The 16,355-nt window shown below is 58.8% G+C and carries 15 protein-coding genes and 1 riboswitch; of the genes, 5 read left to right on the top strand and 10 right to left on the bottom strand.

Annotated elements, in window-relative coordinates:
- Positions 1 to 36: 36 nt before the first annotated feature.
- Positions 37 to 255: riboswitch (cobalamin riboswitch) on the bottom strand.
- A 132-nt stretch (positions 256 to 387) separates the two neighbouring features.
- Together cobO and EXN68_RS17900 are read left to right on the top strand one after the other, a co-directional pair.
- Positions 388 to 1,005 carry a cob(I)yrinic acid a,c-diamide adenosyltransferase gene (cobO, locus tag EXN68_RS17905; RefSeq protein WP_142842371.1) on the top strand — a complete coding sequence of 206 codons (618 nt, stop codon included), beginning with the start codon at positions 388 to 390 and terminating at the stop codon, positions 1,003 to 1,005.
- A 1-nt stretch (position 1,006) separates the two neighbouring features.
- Positions 1,007 to 2,464 (top strand): cobyric acid synthase, encoded by a 1,458-nt coding sequence (locus tag EXN68_RS17900; RefSeq protein WP_142842157.1) that lies wholly within the window; start codon positions 1,007 to 1,009, stop codon positions 2,462 to 2,464.
- Here the strand turns inward: EXN68_RS17900 and cbiB are convergent.
- Positions 2,451 to 3,416: an adenosylcobinamide-phosphate synthase CbiB gene (cbiB, locus tag EXN68_RS17895; protein WP_142842156.1), complete on the bottom strand. Its 966-nt coding sequence runs from the start codon at positions 3,414 to 3,416 to the stop codon at positions 2,451 to 2,453. The genes EXN68_RS17900 and cbiB overlap by 14 nt on opposite strands.
- Between cbiB and cobD the strand changes: the two genes are divergently transcribed.
- Complete coding sequence (gene cobD, locus EXN68_RS17890) at positions 3,415 to 4,461, top strand: threonine-phosphate decarboxylase CobD (protein WP_142842155.1); 1,047 nt, start codon at positions 3,415 to 3,417, stop codon at positions 4,459 to 4,461. The genes cbiB and cobD overlap by 2 nt on opposite strands.
- Here cobD and EXN68_RS17885 read toward each other — a convergent pair.
- The 9 genes from EXN68_RS17885 to EXN68_RS17845 all read right to left on the bottom strand — a co-directional run bounded on the left by EXN68_RS17885 (position 4,443) and on the right by EXN68_RS17845 (position 13,758).
- A complete protein-coding gene (locus EXN68_RS17885) occupies positions 4,443 to 5,720 on the bottom strand; it encodes an L-fuconate dehydratase (protein WP_142842154.1) in 1,278 nt (425 codons plus the stop codon). The genes cobD and EXN68_RS17885 overlap by 19 nt on opposite strands.
- A gap of 36 nt (positions 5,721 to 5,756) precedes the next feature.
- Positions 5,757 to 6,086: an L-rhamnose mutarotase gene (locus tag EXN68_RS17880; protein WP_142842153.1), complete on the bottom strand. Its 330-nt coding sequence runs from the start codon at positions 6,084 to 6,086 to the stop codon at positions 5,757 to 5,759.
- 11 nt (positions 6,087 to 6,097) lie between these two features.
- Positions 6,098 to 7,231: a mannitol dehydrogenase family protein gene (locus tag EXN68_RS17875; RefSeq protein WP_142842152.1), complete on the bottom strand. Its 1,134-nt coding sequence runs from the start codon at positions 7,229 to 7,231 to the stop codon at positions 6,098 to 6,100.
- The gene (locus tag EXN68_RS17870; RefSeq protein WP_142842151.1) at positions 7,228 to 8,238 is read right to left on the bottom strand and encodes a zinc-binding alcohol dehydrogenase family protein; all 1,011 of its coding nucleotides are present in this window, start codon (positions 8,236 to 8,238) and stop codon (positions 7,228 to 7,230) included. Before EXN68_RS17870 ends, EXN68_RS17875 begins: the two co-directional genes overlap by 4 nt.
- Positions 8,239 to 8,241: 3 nt before the next feature.
- Positions 8,242 to 9,063, bottom strand: coding sequence for an amidohydrolase family protein (locus EXN68_RS17865; protein WP_142842150.1), 822 nt, complete (start codon positions 9,061 to 9,063; stop codon positions 8,242 to 8,244).
- 5 nt (positions 9,064 to 9,068) lie between these two features.
- Positions 9,069 to 10,082 (bottom strand): aldo/keto reductase, encoded by a 1,014-nt coding sequence (locus tag EXN68_RS17860; protein WP_142842149.1) that lies wholly within the window; start codon positions 10,080 to 10,082, stop codon positions 9,069 to 9,071.
- A 64-nt stretch (positions 10,083 to 10,146) separates the two neighbouring features.
- Positions 10,147 to 11,088, bottom strand: coding sequence for an ABC transporter substrate-binding protein (locus EXN68_RS17855; RefSeq protein ID WP_046799686.1), 942 nt, complete (start codon positions 11,086 to 11,088; stop codon positions 10,147 to 10,149).
- A gap of 76 nt (positions 11,089 to 11,164) precedes the next feature.
- On the bottom strand, positions 11,165 to 12,187 hold the full coding sequence (locus EXN68_RS17850; RefSeq protein ID WP_142842148.1) for an ABC transporter permease: 1,023 nt from the start codon (positions 12,185 to 12,187) through the stop codon (positions 11,165 to 11,167).
- An 8-nt stretch (positions 12,188 to 12,195) separates the two neighbouring features.
- On the bottom strand, positions 12,196 to 13,758 hold the full coding sequence (locus EXN68_RS17845) for a sugar ABC transporter ATP-binding protein (RefSeq protein WP_142842147.1): 1,563 nt from the start codon (positions 13,756 to 13,758) through the stop codon (positions 12,196 to 12,198).
- A gap of 256 nt (positions 13,759 to 14,014) precedes the next feature.
- On the opposite strand from EXN68_RS17845, the gene EXN68_RS17840 reads away from it, so the two are divergent.
- Together EXN68_RS17840 and EXN68_RS17835 are read left to right on the top strand one after the other, a co-directional pair.
- Positions 14,015 to 14,707 (top strand): FadR/GntR family transcriptional regulator, encoded by a 693-nt coding sequence (locus tag EXN68_RS17840; protein WP_142842146.1) that lies wholly within the window; start codon positions 14,015 to 14,017, stop codon positions 14,705 to 14,707.
- Between the two features lie 42 nt (positions 14,708 to 14,749).
- Positions 14,750 to 16,282, top strand: coding sequence for a UxaA family hydrolase (locus EXN68_RS17835; protein ID WP_142842145.1), 1,533 nt, complete (start codon positions 14,750 to 14,752; stop codon positions 16,280 to 16,282).
- The last annotated feature ends 73 nt before the right edge of the window (positions 16,283 to 16,355 follow it).

Raw genomic sequence — 16,355 nt, 5'->3', positions numbered from 1 at the left:
TCGATCTGACCGACTGACCGGAGCACCCCGCCCGACAGACGTTTTTCTGAAACGGCAGGTCTCCTGGCTTGCGGCTTCAAAACACCCGGACACCGCCTTCCCGAACCCATCTTCAAGGGTCCAGTGGCTTTACGGTGCAGGCTTACCGCTTACAGTTGCGGGGGCAGCCACGGAATGACCCATTGTCCGGGTGGAACCGTGTTCCCTCTTAGCTTTTCCCGTTGCCGGGAAAAGACCGTCAGTCCGCTACCATTAGGCTGAACGAGGGGGAGGGTCAATGCCGTGGCCTGCCCCTCACGCATTGCCGGGTGCGGCAAATTGGGTATAGTCGCCGCTCCGAATGGCAGGGGCATCGGTCCCGCACCGCAGGATGAGAAGGAAAACGCGATGACGCGCGACATCAGCGATAACGAAGCCGAACGCCACCGGCAGAAAATGGTCAACCGCAAGACGGTTCAGGATGCCGAAGTTGCGGCAAAGACCATCGAAAAAGGTCTGCTGATGATCAATACCGGCCCGGGCAAAGGCAAGTCCACGGCGGCCTTCGGCCTTGCTTTGCGCATGCTCGGCACCGGGCGGCGGGTCGGCGTCGTGCAGTTCATCAAGGGCGCATGGTCGACGGGCGAACAACAGGCTCTGACGCTTTTCGGCGACAAGGTTGTCTGGCGCACCATGGGCGAGGGTTTCACGTGGGACACGCAGGATCTGAAACGCGATGTTGCCGCAGCCACAAAGGCCTGGGAAGAAGCCAAGGTCCTGATGGCCGACGAAACCATCGGCCTCCTGATCCTCGACGAACTGAACATCGCGCTACGTTACGACTACCTGCCGCTGGAAGAGGTCGTTGAAACCCTGTCCAGTCGCAGGCCCTATCTGCATGTCATCGTCACCGGCCGCAATGCCAAGCAACCGCTGATCGACGCTGCCGACATGGTGACGGATATGACCCTGGTGAAACACCACTTCAAGGCGGGCGTGAAGGCGCAGGCCGGGATAGAATTCTGACATGACCGCACGGGTGCTGATGTTTCAGGGAACCGGCTCGGACGTCGGCAAATCGCTGATGGTGGCCGGCCTTGCCCGGGCATTCACCCGGCGCGGCCTGTCGGTGATGCCGTTCAAACCGCAGAACATGTCTAACAACGCGGCGGTAACCGCCGATGGCGGCGAGATCGGCCGTGCCCAGGCGCTGCAGGCGCGGGCGGCGGGTGTACCACTCTCCGTTCACATGAACCCGGTACTCCTGAAACCCCAGAGCGAGACCGGCGCACAGGTGGTGGTGCAGGGCAAGATCTTCGGCAATGCCAAAGCTGCGGATTATCAGCACATGAAGGCCGGGCTGATGCCGCGTGTGCTGGAAAGCTTTGAGCACCTGAAACAACAGGCCGATCTGGTGCTGGTGGAGGGGGCGGGCAGCGCGTCTGAAATCAACCTGCGCGCCAATGATATCGCCAATATGGGTTTCGCCCGCGCAGCCGACGCTCCCGTCATCCTGATCGGTGATATCGACCGTGGCGGCGTCATCGCCAGCCTCGTCGGTACCAAAGCCGTACTCGAAAGCGATGACGCGGCAATGATAGCGGGCTTCATCGTCAACCGCTTTCGCGGCGATCCCACATTGTTTTCCGACGGCATGCGGATGATTGCCGAAAAAACCGGCTGGGCCTCCATCGGGCTCCTGCCGCATTTTTCCGATGCCACAAAACTACCAGCGGAAGATGCGCTCGGTCTTTCCGGCCCTGCCCAGCAGAAACCGGGCGCAAAAATCCGCATCGCGGTGCCAATCCTGCCGCATATCTCCAATTTCGACGATCTCGATCCCCTCGACATGGAACCGCATGTGGAACTGATCCGCATACGGCCGGGCGAGACAATTCCCCCCGATTGCCGGCTGGTGCTGCTTTGTGGTTCGAAATCCACCATCGCCGATCTTGCCGTGCTGAAAAGCGCGGGCCTCGATATCGATATCAAGGCCCATGCCCGGCGCGGCGGTTATGTTCTCGGCCTCTGCGGCGGATACCAGATGCTCGGCAGAACCGTTGCCGATCCTGACGGCATAGAAGGGCCGCCGGCAACGGTATCAGGGCTTGGCCTGCTGGATGTCGATACGGTTTTGACCGGCGACAAGCGGCTGGTTTCCGTGCGTGGCAGGAGTTTCGACGGAATTGATTTATCCGGCTATGAAATGCATGTTGGCGAAACGAAGAGTACTACGGATAGCCCACCGTTTTCGATGATCGAAGGACATGCCGATGGCGCCATTTCGCCTGACGGCCGCGTCTTCGGCACCTATATTCACGGTCTTTTCGCGGATGATCACCAGCGCAGCGCCTGGCTGAGTCGGCTTGGCGGGCAACGTTCGGAACTGAATTATGATGCGCAGGTGGAGGCCGTCCTCGACCGTCTTGCCACGCATATGGAGCAGCATCTCGATCTCGACAGGCTGCTTGCTATAGCGAGATGAGAATTGCCAGAAGCGCGAACAGGCCGATCAGCAACCCGTCGGCGATTCTCGCCAACCGAAGCGCCGTGCGAATATCGCCGGCAACCAGCGTCGCTCTTCCGCCTTCGCCCATGAAACGCGCCTCGATCATCTGCCCGCCATAGGAGCGCGGGCCGGCCAACGCAAAGCCAAGAGCACCGGCCAGCGCCGCCTCCGGCCAGCCGGCATTTGGAGAACGGTGGTGTCGCGCATCGCGACGGATTGCGGCGATTGCCCCTCGCGGAGAAGCGCCTTTTACGAAAAACGCGGCAATGACGAAAAGACCGCCGCTTAATCTTGAGGCGGGCAGATTGACCAGATCGTCCAGCCGGGCCGAGGCCCAACCAAAGGCTTCATGGCGCGGCGAACGATGGCCGATCATGCTGTCAGTCGTATTGATCGCCTTATAAGCCGCACCGCCCGGCAGGCCCAACAGGCCGAGCCACAGGGCGGGGGCGACGATGCCATCGGAAAAATTCTCGGCCAGACTTTCAATCGCCGCCCGGCAGATCGCCGCCTCATCCAGCTTTTGCGGATCACGACCGACTATCATCGATACCGCCTTGCGGCCACCTTCCACCCCTTCGCGCTCCAGAGCGGTGGCGACAGCTTCCACATGCTGCTCCAGACTTTTCTGAGCCGGAAGCGAAGCGCCGAGGATTGCAACAGCCAACAGGCCGAAAGGCAGGAGAAGCAGAAACGATTGCACAGACCATGCAAGAATGACAGTGAGACCGACAAAAACAGCCAGTGCCGCCACGCCTGCAGCCTTACGCTGCGAAAATGACGCGCTCTCCCGGTTCCATTTTTTGTCCAGCAGCGCGATAAGCGAACCGATCCAGGTGACGGGGTGGCCGATACGGTTGAACAACCAGTCCGGATAACCGGTCAGGCGTTCGATCACGAGCGACAGGAAAGCGAGAGCAAAGAACATGGGCGAAACAGTACCAGAAAAGGCTCAAGGAGCGATCCGTCACGGCGGCAATCTCGGCAAGGCGCGGCTGATGTTCCCTGAAGCGCCTGAACCTTGGATCGACCTTTCGACCGGGATCAATCCGCACTCCTATCCGCATTCGCCCGTTCCCGCCAGCGCATTTGCCCGCCTGCCGGAACCTGGTGCCGCCGAAGAGTTGAAGCAACTGGCAGCAGCCCATTTTGGCGCGCCGTCCGCCTCGCATATCACGCTTTCACCTGGCACCCAGATGCTGATGCCGTTGCTGGCTCAAATCGCGCTTTCCCGTGGGGCAAAAAGCGGGGCCGTGCTTTCTCCCGCTTATGCGGAACACGCCCGCACCGCGCGCATGGCCGGACTGACTGTGACCGAAGTTGAAAATCTTGGTGACCTGTCGGCTCACGATTACGCGGTGGTGGTCAATCCCAACAATCCCGATGGCCGCATCACGGATCGAGACGCTTTGCTGTCTTTGGCCGATTCGATGCGCGGTAAAGGCGGCCTGCTCGTCGTGGATGAAGCCTTTGTCGAAGCAGCAGGGGCGGAAAGCCTCGCAAATGCTGCGGATCACGATGCGCTGATTGTGCTGCGATCCTTCGGCAAATTTTATGGCATGGCAGGCGTGCGGCTCGGTTTCGCGATTGCGCATCCCACTACCACCGCCGCACTGGATGCGAGGCTCGGACCCTGGGCAGTTTCCGGCCCGGCACTGCATATTGCGACCGAAGCTTTGGCAGACGAGGAATGGCAATCATTCATGCGCCTCCAGCTCGCGAAAGAAGCCCGACGCATGAATGACCTACTGAAAAAAGCGGGGCTGGAAATCGCCGGCGGCACGTCCCTCTTCACGCTGGTCCGGGACAAGCACGCCGCAGCACTATACGAGCATCTTGGCCAGCGCGGCATTCTGGTCCGCGTCTTCGATGAAAGGCTGAGCGATATTCGTTTCGGCCTCCCCGGCAGCGAAGCGGAGTGGCAGCGCCTGGAAGCAGCGCTGCTCTCTTTCAATCATGCCTCGAAAGTGTAGGTCTCAATCGACTCAGGCTTCATTTCGATGGAGAAGCCCGGCAGTTTCGGCGGCATGTAAGCGGCGTTGTGGATATCGCAAGGCTCGATGAAATGCTCGTGCAGGTGATCCACATACTCGATGACGCGGCCTTCCTTGGTGCCTGAAACCACCAGATAGTCGATCATCGACAGGTGCTGCACATATTCGCAAAGGCCGACGCCACCGGCATGCGGCCAGACCGGCAGATTGTATTTGGCGGCAATCAGCAGCACCGCCAGCACTTCGTTGAGGCCACCCATACGGCAGCTGTCGATCTGCACCACGTCGATCGCGCCTTCGGCGATGAACTGCTTGAACATGATGCGGTTCTGGCACATTTCGCCCGTCGCCACCTTCACGGAACCGATGGCTGCGCGAATCTTGCGATGGCCGGCGACATCATCCGGGCTGGTCGGTTCTTCGATGAAGAAGGGCTTGGAAAAGGCGAGCTTATTCACCCACTCGATTGCCTGATCGACTTCCCACACCTGATTGGCATCGATCATCAGGTAACGGTCGGGGCCAATCACCTCACGGGCAATGGTGAGACGGCGAATGTCATCTTCCAGATCACGGCCAACCTTCATCTTCACATGGTTGAAACCGGCATCGATGGCTTCCTGGCAAAGACGGCGCAGCTTGGCGTCGTCATAACCGAGCCATCCGGCTGACGTCGTGTAGCAGGCATAACCCTCGTTCTTCAGCGTCTCAATACGCTCCTTCTTGCCGCTTTCGGCCTTTTTGAGGATCGCAAGCGCATCGTCACGGGTCAGCACATCGGTCAGATAACGATAATCGACGATATCGGCGATTTCTTCAGCGCTCATATCGGCAACAAGCTGCCACACCGGCTTGCCCGCCTTCTTCGCCAGCAGGTCCCAGACCGCATTGACGACGGCACCGGTGGCGAGATGCATCGCCCCCTTGTCCGGGCCGATCCAGCGCAGCTGGCTGTCGCTCGTCAGATGCCGCCAATATTTGCCGGGGTTCTCGGTGACGGTGGCGAGATCGGTGCCGACCACCAGATGCCGCATCGCTTCGATGGCCATGCAGCAAATGTCATTGCCGCGACCGATGGTGAAGGTCAGCCCGTGGCCCTTAAGGCCCGGCTCATCGGTATCGAGAATGACATAAGCCGCCGAATAATCCGGGTCGGGGTTCATCGCATCCGAACCGTCAAGGCTCTGGGAGGTCGGAAAACGCAGGTCGAAAACACGCAGATCTGTAATTTTGGTCATGGCCGGTTACTCGCGGTCAGTGTCAAAGGAAATCGTTCAATCGTGGTGAAAGGTTTCTTCCATCATCGCCCACCACTCGTCTTGCTTGCGGCTTTCGAGCGGTTGCTGGCAGGGAATGGTAAAAGACCACCATTCCTGGTTCTTGGGGCTTGCGGCTATCTTCGCCATATCGGCACTGAAATCCGTGCCGTGATATTCCCAATAACCGAACAGCAGATTTTCCGGTTCGCGCAGGAAGATCGTATAGTTGCGAATGTTGCTGTCGCTGATGAGCGCCAGAACTTCCGGCCAGACGGCAGCGTGCAGCCTTTTATATTCCGCGATCATCTCAGGTTTGACGCCTATGACCATGCCCATCCGCTGCATGAAAAACTCCGTTATTGCTTTATGGTGGCGAGTGCCGCACGCAGCCCGCGTTGCGGCAGGTTCAATCCCAGCCGTTCTGCAGCAGCGATGATCGGGATGAATCGGCGGCGCTTCTTTTCATCGTGATTACCGGCGATATCTGCCAGCCGATGCGCGAGAAAAGGATTGCGCAAACGTTCGCGCAGCACGCCGATATAAACCGCAGCCTCATCTCCCATGCCTTCGGCAGCAAAGACCGGCAGAACCTCATCCCGCCACAGCGTTTCCAGATCCGTAACGAGAGCGTCGTCGCCCATCGCCTGACGAACGGTCTCATCCTTCGCGCGGGCATCCTGCATCCAGCGCTCGGCCAGATAGGAGTGACCGAGATTGAGCAGAAAAAGCTTCAGCTTTTCGTAATGGTCGAGATTATCCGTCAGCACGATCGCAGGGTGCGTGCATGGCAGAACGAGCCCTTCCTGCCTCTCGATTGCCCAAAGCGCATAGGGTTCCGCCACCGCACCAACAGGATCGATCGGCTCGGAGACGATGCGATCGACCAGACTATTGGCGAAACGGCATTTCTCGTTGAGATAAAAGGCAAAACCCGCCGGCAGCTGCCACTCGTCTGCAAGCTGGCGAATGACTTGCTGCAGCCTTTCGCCATTGCGCGGCACAAGCTCGCAGGGGAAGATCGACAAAGGCGCTTCCGGATTGCGCTGAAAACGCTCCAGCAGCAACATGCAGAGCTTGGCAGGAAAGCTTTTCGGCACCACCGTGAAATCGGCCGCAAGGCCAGGCCCGTCAGCGGAATCCAGCTCATAACCGCGATCACCCGTATTGGACAAAATGACCTCGGCCACGCAGGCGAGACGCCGCACTTCGGCCCAGTCGGTTGCGGCGGTCAGCGCACGTACGACAGCCTTGCCCGGAATTTCCTCGTCCACTTCCTGCCCATCGCGGATACCACGAATGCGCACAGGGTAGGGGGCGTTGCTATTCAGTGCGGCAACACGCTTCAGGCTTTCCGCATTGCCGGTCGTCTGGACAATAGCGATATGTCCAAGAGCCTCGCCTTTATCCAGCGCCTGTGAAACGAACAGATCCGCATGCGCCAGAAGAAAGCGGCTTGTGCCAAATTGCAGAATGGGGGTGTCAGCTGTCATGCGACCTCCACCATGCCCTTGATGACTCCGGCTTTCGGATCGGTCAGACCGGCGAATTTGGAAGGCACGTCGGCAAGCGTCATACGGTGGGTAATCAGTGCTTCCGGCACCTTGCCTTCCCGCAGCGCCTGCAACACCCGCTCGAAATCCTCAGGCGTCGCATTGCGGCTGCCGAGCAGCGTCGTCTCGCGTTTGTGAAACTCCGGATCATTGAAGCTGATATCGCTGGCGACGATGGATACCAGCACATAGGAGCCGCCATGCCCGACGAAGGAAAACCCGCGCTCCATGGCTTTCGGATTGCCCGTCGCATCAAAAACCGCATCGAAGAAATCACCGCTGGTAATATCGGAAAGGCGGTCCTTATCACCCTCACCGAGCGTTACCGTATGGGCGACGCCGAGATGCTGCTTGCAGAAATCCAGCCGGTCGGTGCGCCCGTCGATCATGGTCACCTCGCCACCATCGAGAACCGCAAAAACCGCAACCGCCATGCCGATCGGGCCGGCGCCGACGATCAGGACCTTCTGCCCTTTCTCGACCGCGCCACGGTGCACGGCATGCGCGCCGATCGCCAGAAATTCGGTCATAGCTGCCTGATCGAGGCTCAGCCCCTCCGCCTTCAGCACGAATTGCTGCGGCACACTCAGATATTCGACCATGCCGCCATCGCGATGAACGCCGAGCACGCCAATGTTCCTGCAGCAATTGCTCTTGCCTTTCAGGCAGGCACTGCATTTTCCGCAGGAGATATAGGGAATGACGGTGACGACGTCGCCAACCGAAAGAGGACTGCCATCAGGCGCTTCTTCCACCGTGCCAGAAAGCTCGTGGCCCATGATGCGCGGGTAGGAAAGATAAGGCTGGTTGCCGGTGAAGATATGCAGATCAGTCCCGCAGACACCGATGCGGCGAATGCGCACCAGCACTTCACCTTCACCACGACGAGGCTTCGGCAGATCCTTGGCGGTAAGTTGACCGGGAGTGTCACAGAAAATCGCCAGCATGCATCACCTGTCAGAAAGGGAATAAAAACGGATGGCGTTGCCGCCAAAAACTGCCGCATGGTCCTCTGCCGGCACGATATCACGGCAGAAATCCAGCCAGGCCTGGTAATCACCGGCCAGTCGCAACACCGGCCAGTCGCTGCCGAAGATCACGCGGTTTGCGCCAAACAGTTCCAGAATGGTTTCGGCATAAGGTCGCACCGCTTCCGGCCGCTGCTCGCCACGCTCGGTCAGCAGACCGGACAGCTTGCAATGGACGTTGGCAAGAGCCGCCAAAGCCGCCATGTCGCTCCGCCAGCCGCTGTAATGGCCGGTGGCGATCAACGGTTTTGCGCCATGATCGATGACAACAGGCAATTGCGGATGGCGGCGGGCAAATGACAGGAGATGCGGCAGATTGGGCGGCAGAACCAGCGCATCGAATACCAGCCCATGCTTCACCAGCGCATCCACCGCGGCATCCAGCGCAGGATCATCGATCCAGGCCACATCCTCAATGCCCTGCAGCATGGGGCGCACGCCCTTGAAGGCCGGATGTTTTGCCCGGCGGGCAATTTCCGTCGCCGCATCGAGGGACTTCATGTCCACCCAGCCGACCACGCCCTTGATGAAATCGGTCTTTTCCGCCAGCTCCAGCATGAAATCCGTATCGGCGGCAGTCTCCATTGTCTGCACCAGCACCGTGCCCGAAACCCCGGCCGCAGCCAGCAAAGGCGAGAGATCGGCCGGAAGAAAATCCCGGTAGATGGCGGCAAGTGACGGCGGCGGCCATTGCCCGGCACGGTCCTTCATCAGCCAGAAATGCTGGTGGGCGTCGATGAGCATGGCCTTCAGGCCTTTCCGCCGGGCACGGGCGAACCTTCGGCAATCAGGCCGCGCCTGTGCAGCTCGGACCAGAACTCATCCGGGATAGGCTGTTCGAACCATTCAATATTGGAAGCAAGCTGCTGCGCGTTGCGCGCGCCTGACACGACCGTGACCGAAGCCGGATGGGCGAGCGGAAATTGCAGCGCGGCCGCCTGCAACGACACGCCCAGCTCCTCGCACACGCCCTGCAGCGCATCAACGCGCGTGAGGATATCGGCAGGCGCATCGGCGTAGTTGAACTTGCGGTTACCAGCCAGAATGCCCGAATTAAAGGCACCGGCGACAACGATGCCGACGCCGCCTTCAGCGCAGCGGTTCATGAAGGCAAGGCTCTGCTGTTCCAGGAGCGTATAACGGCCGGCAAGCATGGCAACGTCGATATCGAAGACATCCATGGCATCGCTGACGATCTGCCATTCGTTGACGCCGAGGCCGACAGCACCGGTCGAGCCCTCCTCACGCAGTTTGCCAAGCGCCCGGAAGCCGCCACCAGTGGTCAGCTGCTCCCAGTAATGCTGGTGCTTTTCGCCGTGGGTGAAGGAGCCGATATCATGCACATAAAGAATATCGGGCTTCAGAACACCGAGCCGCTGCTGGCTGGCTTCGAAGGAACGCAGGATACCGTCATAGGAATAATCATAGGTCGGGCGGAACGGCAGGGGCGCAATATAGGCGTCCTCTTCCGCGCCGACGGTTTCATCCGGAACCATCACCCGGCCGACCTTGGTGCTGAGCGTATAATCGTTCCGCTCATGCTCCGTTACCATGGTGCCGAGACGACGCTCTGACCGCGTATAACCGTAAAAGGGCGCGGTATCGAAATAACGCATTCCACTTTCCCATGCCGTGTCGAACGCACCTTTGGACTCCTCATAGGGCGTGACGCGGTAGAGATTGCCCATCTGGGCGCAGCCGAGGCCCATGACCGTGACGTCAACGGCGCGGCGCGGCAATTTGCGTGTATCGGAGACTTTCATCGCAGGGACTTTCCGGGTTTTATTTGAAAAGGCGCGCCGCCGTAGAGCGGCGCGCCGTCATGCATCAATAAAGAACGTTCTTGGCTTCCGGCTTGTCGACATTGTCCTTGGTGACAACAACGACGCCCGTGTCGACGAACTTCTCAACCTTTTCCTTGTTGATGAGCTTGGTGATGGTTTCCACGCCCTTCTCACCCATCTGGTAGGAACCCTGAACAACGATGCCGGCCAGCGTGCCATCCTTGACGAAGCCCTGAAGGTCCTGATTGCCGTCGAAGCCGATGCCAACCACCTTGCCGGCCTTGCCGGTCTGGGCGAGCGCGCGGCCAACGCCGATTGCCGTCGGCTCATTGGCGCCGAAGATACCCTTCAGATCGGAATTGGCGGCCAGAACGTCGGTGGTCTGGTTCAGCGCGGTCGCCATCTGCGACTGCGAATAGAAAGGACCGACGATCTTCAGGTTGGAATTCATCTGGATGTAATCCGTGAAACCGCCAACGCGGCCGATTTCCGAACCAGCACCGGCGACGTAAGACATGACGGCGATCTTGCCTTCCTTGCCCACCTTGTCGATCAGCGCCTGCGCTGCGAGTTCGCCGGCTTTCTTGTTGTCGGTCGCGAGGAACGACTGGTAATACTGCTCCGAGCCGCTGGCCAGCTGCGAGTCGATCAGAACGACGGGAATACGGGCTTCCCAGGCCTTCTTGACGGCCGGCACCAGCGCATCCGGATCGGAAGGGGCAAGAACAATGCCCGCGACCTTACGGTTGATGGCGTTTTCAACCATGTTGACCTGGTCGGCGATCGCAGATTCGGCAGCCGGACCCTGGAAGGTCATGGTGTTGCCGGCAGAGTTCTTCATCGCCGCATCGGCGCCCTTCTGCACGTTCTGCCAGAAAGTGGAATTGACGGTCTTGACGATGACGGCGATTTCGCCGGCCTGCACGGTGGAAACGCTCCACAGCGCGATTGCGGATGTCAGAAGGGCGGTCGCAAGTTTGTTCATTTCTTCCTCCGTGATGTCGGCATACCGGGCCTCCCCTTGCCGATCTTTTTTGCGGAAAGGGTCCGCAGGCCCTTGATCAGCGGCGGTTGCGCAACTGGTCGATCCAGACGGTGACCAGAATGACGAGGCCGATGATGATCTGTTGCGTGAAGGCGGAGACGCCGTTCATATTGAGACCGTTGCGCAGGATGCCGATGACGAAGGCGCCGATGGCCGTACCGGAAATGGTGCCCACACCGCCGATCAGGGACGTGCCGCCAATGACGGCGCTGGCAATCGCATCCAGCTCATACATCACGCCTTCATTCGGCTGGGCGGTGACGAGGCGTGACATCAGCACGCAGCCCGTCAGTCCAGCCAGTGTTCCGGACAGGATGTAGGTGAAGTTGGTAACGCGGGCGACATTCACGCCAGACAGCCGCGCCGCATCCGCGTTGGAACCGACGGCATAGATATGACGGCCGAGGATCGAGCGGTTGAGCATGAAGGAAACCGCAAGCGCAATCACCACCATCAGGATGACGGGGTAGGGGATGCCCGGAAACACCACATTCGGAAAGCCGTCATCACCGATGTTGACGATGCGGAAGAGCGCGCCATTGCCGAGTTCGCCGAAGGATTCGCCGAGACCCGATACGGCGCGAGCACCGGTGATCTGCAAAGCTACACCGCGGGCAATCAGCATCATGCCGAGTGTGGCGATGAAAGGCGGCAGCTTGAAGCGCGTCACAAGCAGGCCGTTGATGAAGCCGCAGAGAGACCCCGTCAGAATACCGAGAAACATGCCGACCGGCACCGGCATGCCAAGTTCTTTCACCGCAAGGGCGGCAACGACGCCGGCAAGCGCAAGCACCGAACCGACGGAAAGATCGATACCGCCGGTGATGATGACGCAGGTTGCACCGATACCGAGCAGCGCGATGGACGTAACCTGCAATGCGATCGTCATGCCATTATTGACGGTGAAGAAAGCGCTGCTGGTTGCGGAAAAAACCGCGACAAGCGCAACGAGGCTGCCAAGCGCCGCAAATTTCTGGATGATGTCCTTCTGGCGGTCGCTGAAAGCGAAGCTCTTCTTGGGTTCTGCAATATTGGCCATGTCGTTCCTCACTGCGCGGCCCGGCCGTAACCGGACGCATACCGCATGATTTCTTCCTGATTGGTCTTGGCGGTCTCAAGCACGCCCGTGATCCGGCCCTGGTGGAAAACGGCGATGCGATCCGTCAGCCCGAGAATTTCCGGCAGCTCCGAACTGATGAGAACAACACCGATGCCCTTCGCAGCCAGTTCGTCCATGATCTTGTAGATCGCGAATTTCGCGCCGACATCGATGCCGCGCGTCGGCTCATCGAAGAACAGCACACGCGACTGCCGGAACAGCCATTTGCCGATGATGATTTTCTGCTGATTGCCACCTGATAGCAGCCGCACCGTCTGCTGGATGGAAGGTGTGCGAATATTCAGGAGATCGACGTAACGTCTGGCGACATCGTCGTGTTTCTTGAAATCAATCAGCCCGAAACGGTTGGAAACTTCACCGATATTGGCAAGAGTGGTATTTGCGGCAACGGACATCTTGATGGCCAGACCATCGCTCTTTCTGTCTTCCGACAGATAGGCAATACCTTCCCTGATGGCGTCCTGCGGTGAGCGGATGGAAAGCTCGCGGCTCTCAAAGATGATTTTTCCGCTATCGAGGGCATCGGCTCCGAAGATTGCACGCGCCACCTCGGTGCGTCCGGCCCCCATCAGCCCGGCAAAGCCGAGAATTTCGCCACGCCGCAGCGAGAAAGAGACATCCTGAAACACGCCCGCGCGCGTCAGTCCCTCGGCAGAGAAAATAATGTCTTCCGTCGGCTTCGATGTGCGCTCCGGAAACTTGTCTTCCAGCGAGCGCCCGACCATGCGCGTGACGATATCGTCGACGGTGATCGACGCAAAATCGTCGGTAGAGATATAACGACCGTCGCGCAGGACCGTCACGCGATCAACGATCTCGGCCATTTCATCGAGACGATGAGAAATATAGACGATGCCGACACCGGATGCCTTGAGATCACGAATGACCTTGAACAGCAGCCGTGTTTCCTGCTCGGTCAGCGAGGAGGTCGGCTCGTCCATGATGAGCACTTCAGCATCAAGAGAAAGCGCCTTGGCTATCTCCACCATCTGACATTGGGCGACCGAGAGGCCACGCACGATCTGGTCAGGGTCAATATCGACTCCCAGCCTGTCGAGACAGCGTTTCGCATCGAGGCGCAGCTTTTTACGATCCACGAGAAAACCACGCCGCGGCTCGCGGGCGAGATAGATGTTTTCGGCGACGGAGAGGTGCGGAACGAGATTGAGTTCCTGATGGATAATAGCGATGCCCGCCGCTTCGGACTCCAGCGGCGATGCGTATTGCACCTTCACGCCCTTGTGCAGGATCGTGCCGTCGCTCGGCTGGTAGACGCCGCTGATGATTTTCATCAGTGTCGATTTTCCAGCGCCATTCTCGCCGCACACAGCGTGCACTTCGCCGCTGCGCAGATCGAAATGCACATTCGACAGCGCCTTGACGCCCGGAAATTCCTTGCTGATGTTTTCAAGACGCAGGAGGGCCGAACGCTCCGCGCCCGTCTCCTCAGGCGAAAAATCGCCCCGAATTGTCGATGCGCCCTGCGACATCTGGAAACCTCCCACCCGTGCTCCCCACTCCCCGGGGTGCATTGAACAGGCCAAATGGTTAGGCCGGTTTTTTAGAATGGTCAAGCCAATTAGGCCAAAATTTGAAACGGGGTTTTAATGGAGATGGAATCTCAACCTATAGAAAACAGATATAATGCTGTAAATTCTTATATTTAAGTAATTTCTTGCGTATTGATACTCTTGGCGTTACGGTAAGGCCAAATAGAGATTGAAGACAGGGCTCATCGAAAAACACATGAATGGTCAGGCCAAAATAGCGGAACCACGCCGGCTCTATCAGCAGATAGCGGACCAGATCCGTGAACTCATCGATCTCGGTGAATTTTTGCCTGGAACACGACTTCCGGCCGAACGGGAACTGGCGCAGAAACTCGGCGTATCGAGACCTTCGTTGCGAGAAGCGCTGATTGCGCTTGAAATCGACAACACTGTCGAAATTCGCATGGGTTCCGGTGTCTATGTCTCGACGGAGGCTCTCCAGACAACCCATTATACCAAATCGCTGGGCGACAGCCCCTCTGAGTTGATGCAAGCACGCGCTGCGCTGGAAGGCGCAACCATCGTGCTGGCGGCAAGCCGCATGACCGACGAGACGATCGCAAACCTTCGCCAGATCCTGAATACCATGCAGAAGGAAATCGAGGCGGGACGCAAACCCCTGGATCAGGATCGGCTGTTTCACGTCACCATTGCCGAACAATCCGGCAACAGCGTCCTCGCACGGCTGGTGGCAAGTCTTTTCGACGAAAGACACAGCCCCATTTCAGCCCAGCTGCGGGTCAAATTCGAGGATCGGGATACCTGGACCCATGCGCTTCAGGAGCACGAAGCCATTCTGGCAGCTCTGGAGCTCAAAGATCCGCTATTGGCGCAGGCCGCCATTCATACCCATCTGGAAGGCTCCAAACGGCGCTGGGTCGAAAGCTGAGTTAAAAACATAGCAGGCAATATACCGGGAGGAGGAAAACCCGTGAGTGAGAATTCCGAGGCAACCATTTTGCTGAACGCCAACGACAATGTTGCGGTGGCGCGCCGGTCCATTCCGGCCGGTGGTGCGACGGGCAGGGGCGATCTGACGGCTCGCGAACTGATCGGACGAGGGCATAAAGTGGCCCTGAAATACATTAAATCCGGGGACGAGGTGCTGAAATACGGCCAGGTGATCGGTATCGCCACGCAGGATATCGAACCGGGCCGGCACGTGCATTTGCACAATCTCGCGATGGTGCCTTCCGAACATGCACATCAGTTCAGTGTCGATATCGAAGAAAAGGGCATGGTGCCGGAAACCGAGCGCCGCACCTTCCTGGGTTATGATCGTGGTCTCGGCGGTGTGGGCACACGCAACTATATCGGCGTCATCGCATCGGTAAACTGTTCCGCCACGGTGTCGCGTTATATCGCCGACTACTTCAACAAGCAGGGCGGACTTGACGGTTTCGACAATGTCGACGGCGTCGTCGCACTGACCCACGGTGGCGGCTGCGCGCTGAATACCAAATCGGAAGGCTATCGCCTTCTGATCCGCACCATTCAGGGTTATGCCCGCCATCCCAATTTCGGCGGCATTCTGCTGATCGGCCTCGGCTGCGAAACAAACCAGATCGCCCCCATCCTCGAACATTACAAGATGGAAGAGGGCGAGCGACTGCGCACCATGACCATCCAGCAGCATGGCGGCACGCGCAAGACAATCGATGCGGCGATTGCCGAAATCAAGGCCATGCTGCCGATGGTCAATTCAGCCCGCCGCACCGAACAACCGCTTTCAAAGCTGAAAGTGGCGCTGGAATGCGGCGGTTCGGATGGCTACTCCGGTATCTCCGCCAACCCGGCCCTGGGGTATGCATCTGACCTCATCGTCCGCAATGGCGGCACGACGGTTCTTTCCGAAACACCTGAGATTTACGGCGCCGAGCACCTGCTGACAAAACGTGCCATCACCCCGGCGGTTGCAGAAAAGCTGTTGCAGCGTATCGACTGGTGGCGGGATTATACCGCCCGCAATGGCGACGAGCTGAACAACAACCCCTCCCATGGCAACAAGCTCGGTGGCTTGACCACCATTCTGGAGAAATCACTGGGTGCAGTCGCCAAGGGCGGCTCGATGCCGCTGAAGGCGGTCTATGAATTCGCCGAAACCGTCACGGAGCAGGGTTTCGTTTTCATGGATACGCCCGGCTACGATCCCGTTGCCGTCACCGGCCAGGTCGCCGGCGGCTGCAACGTCATCTGTTTCACCACCGGCCGAGGCTCGGTTTCGGGTTTCAAGCCATCGCCCTGCATCAAGATTGCCACCAATTCCGAAATGTATGAACACATGAAGGAAGACATGGATATCAACTGCGGTGAGATCGTTACCGGCGCGGAAACCATCGAAGAATCCGGCAAACGAATTTTCGAACATATTCTGGCCGTGGCTTCCGGCGACAAAACCGTCAGCGAAATTTACGACTACGGCGACAACGAATTCGTGCCGTGGCAGGTCGGCGCGGTGACCTAAACGAAAAATCGAAACTGTCCCACGTGAAACAAAAGGCCCGGAAAGCGATTTCCGGGCCTTAACTTTTGCTGAC

This window comes from Martinezella rhizogenes (assembly GCF_007002745.1).
In the GTDB taxonomy this organism is placed as follows: domain Bacteria; phylum Pseudomonadota; class Alphaproteobacteria; order Rhizobiales; family Rhizobiaceae; genus Agrobacterium; species Agrobacterium cucumeris.
The sequence above is the reverse complement of the archived record's forward strand: the minus strand, read 5'-3'. Positions and strand labels throughout refer to the sequence as shown.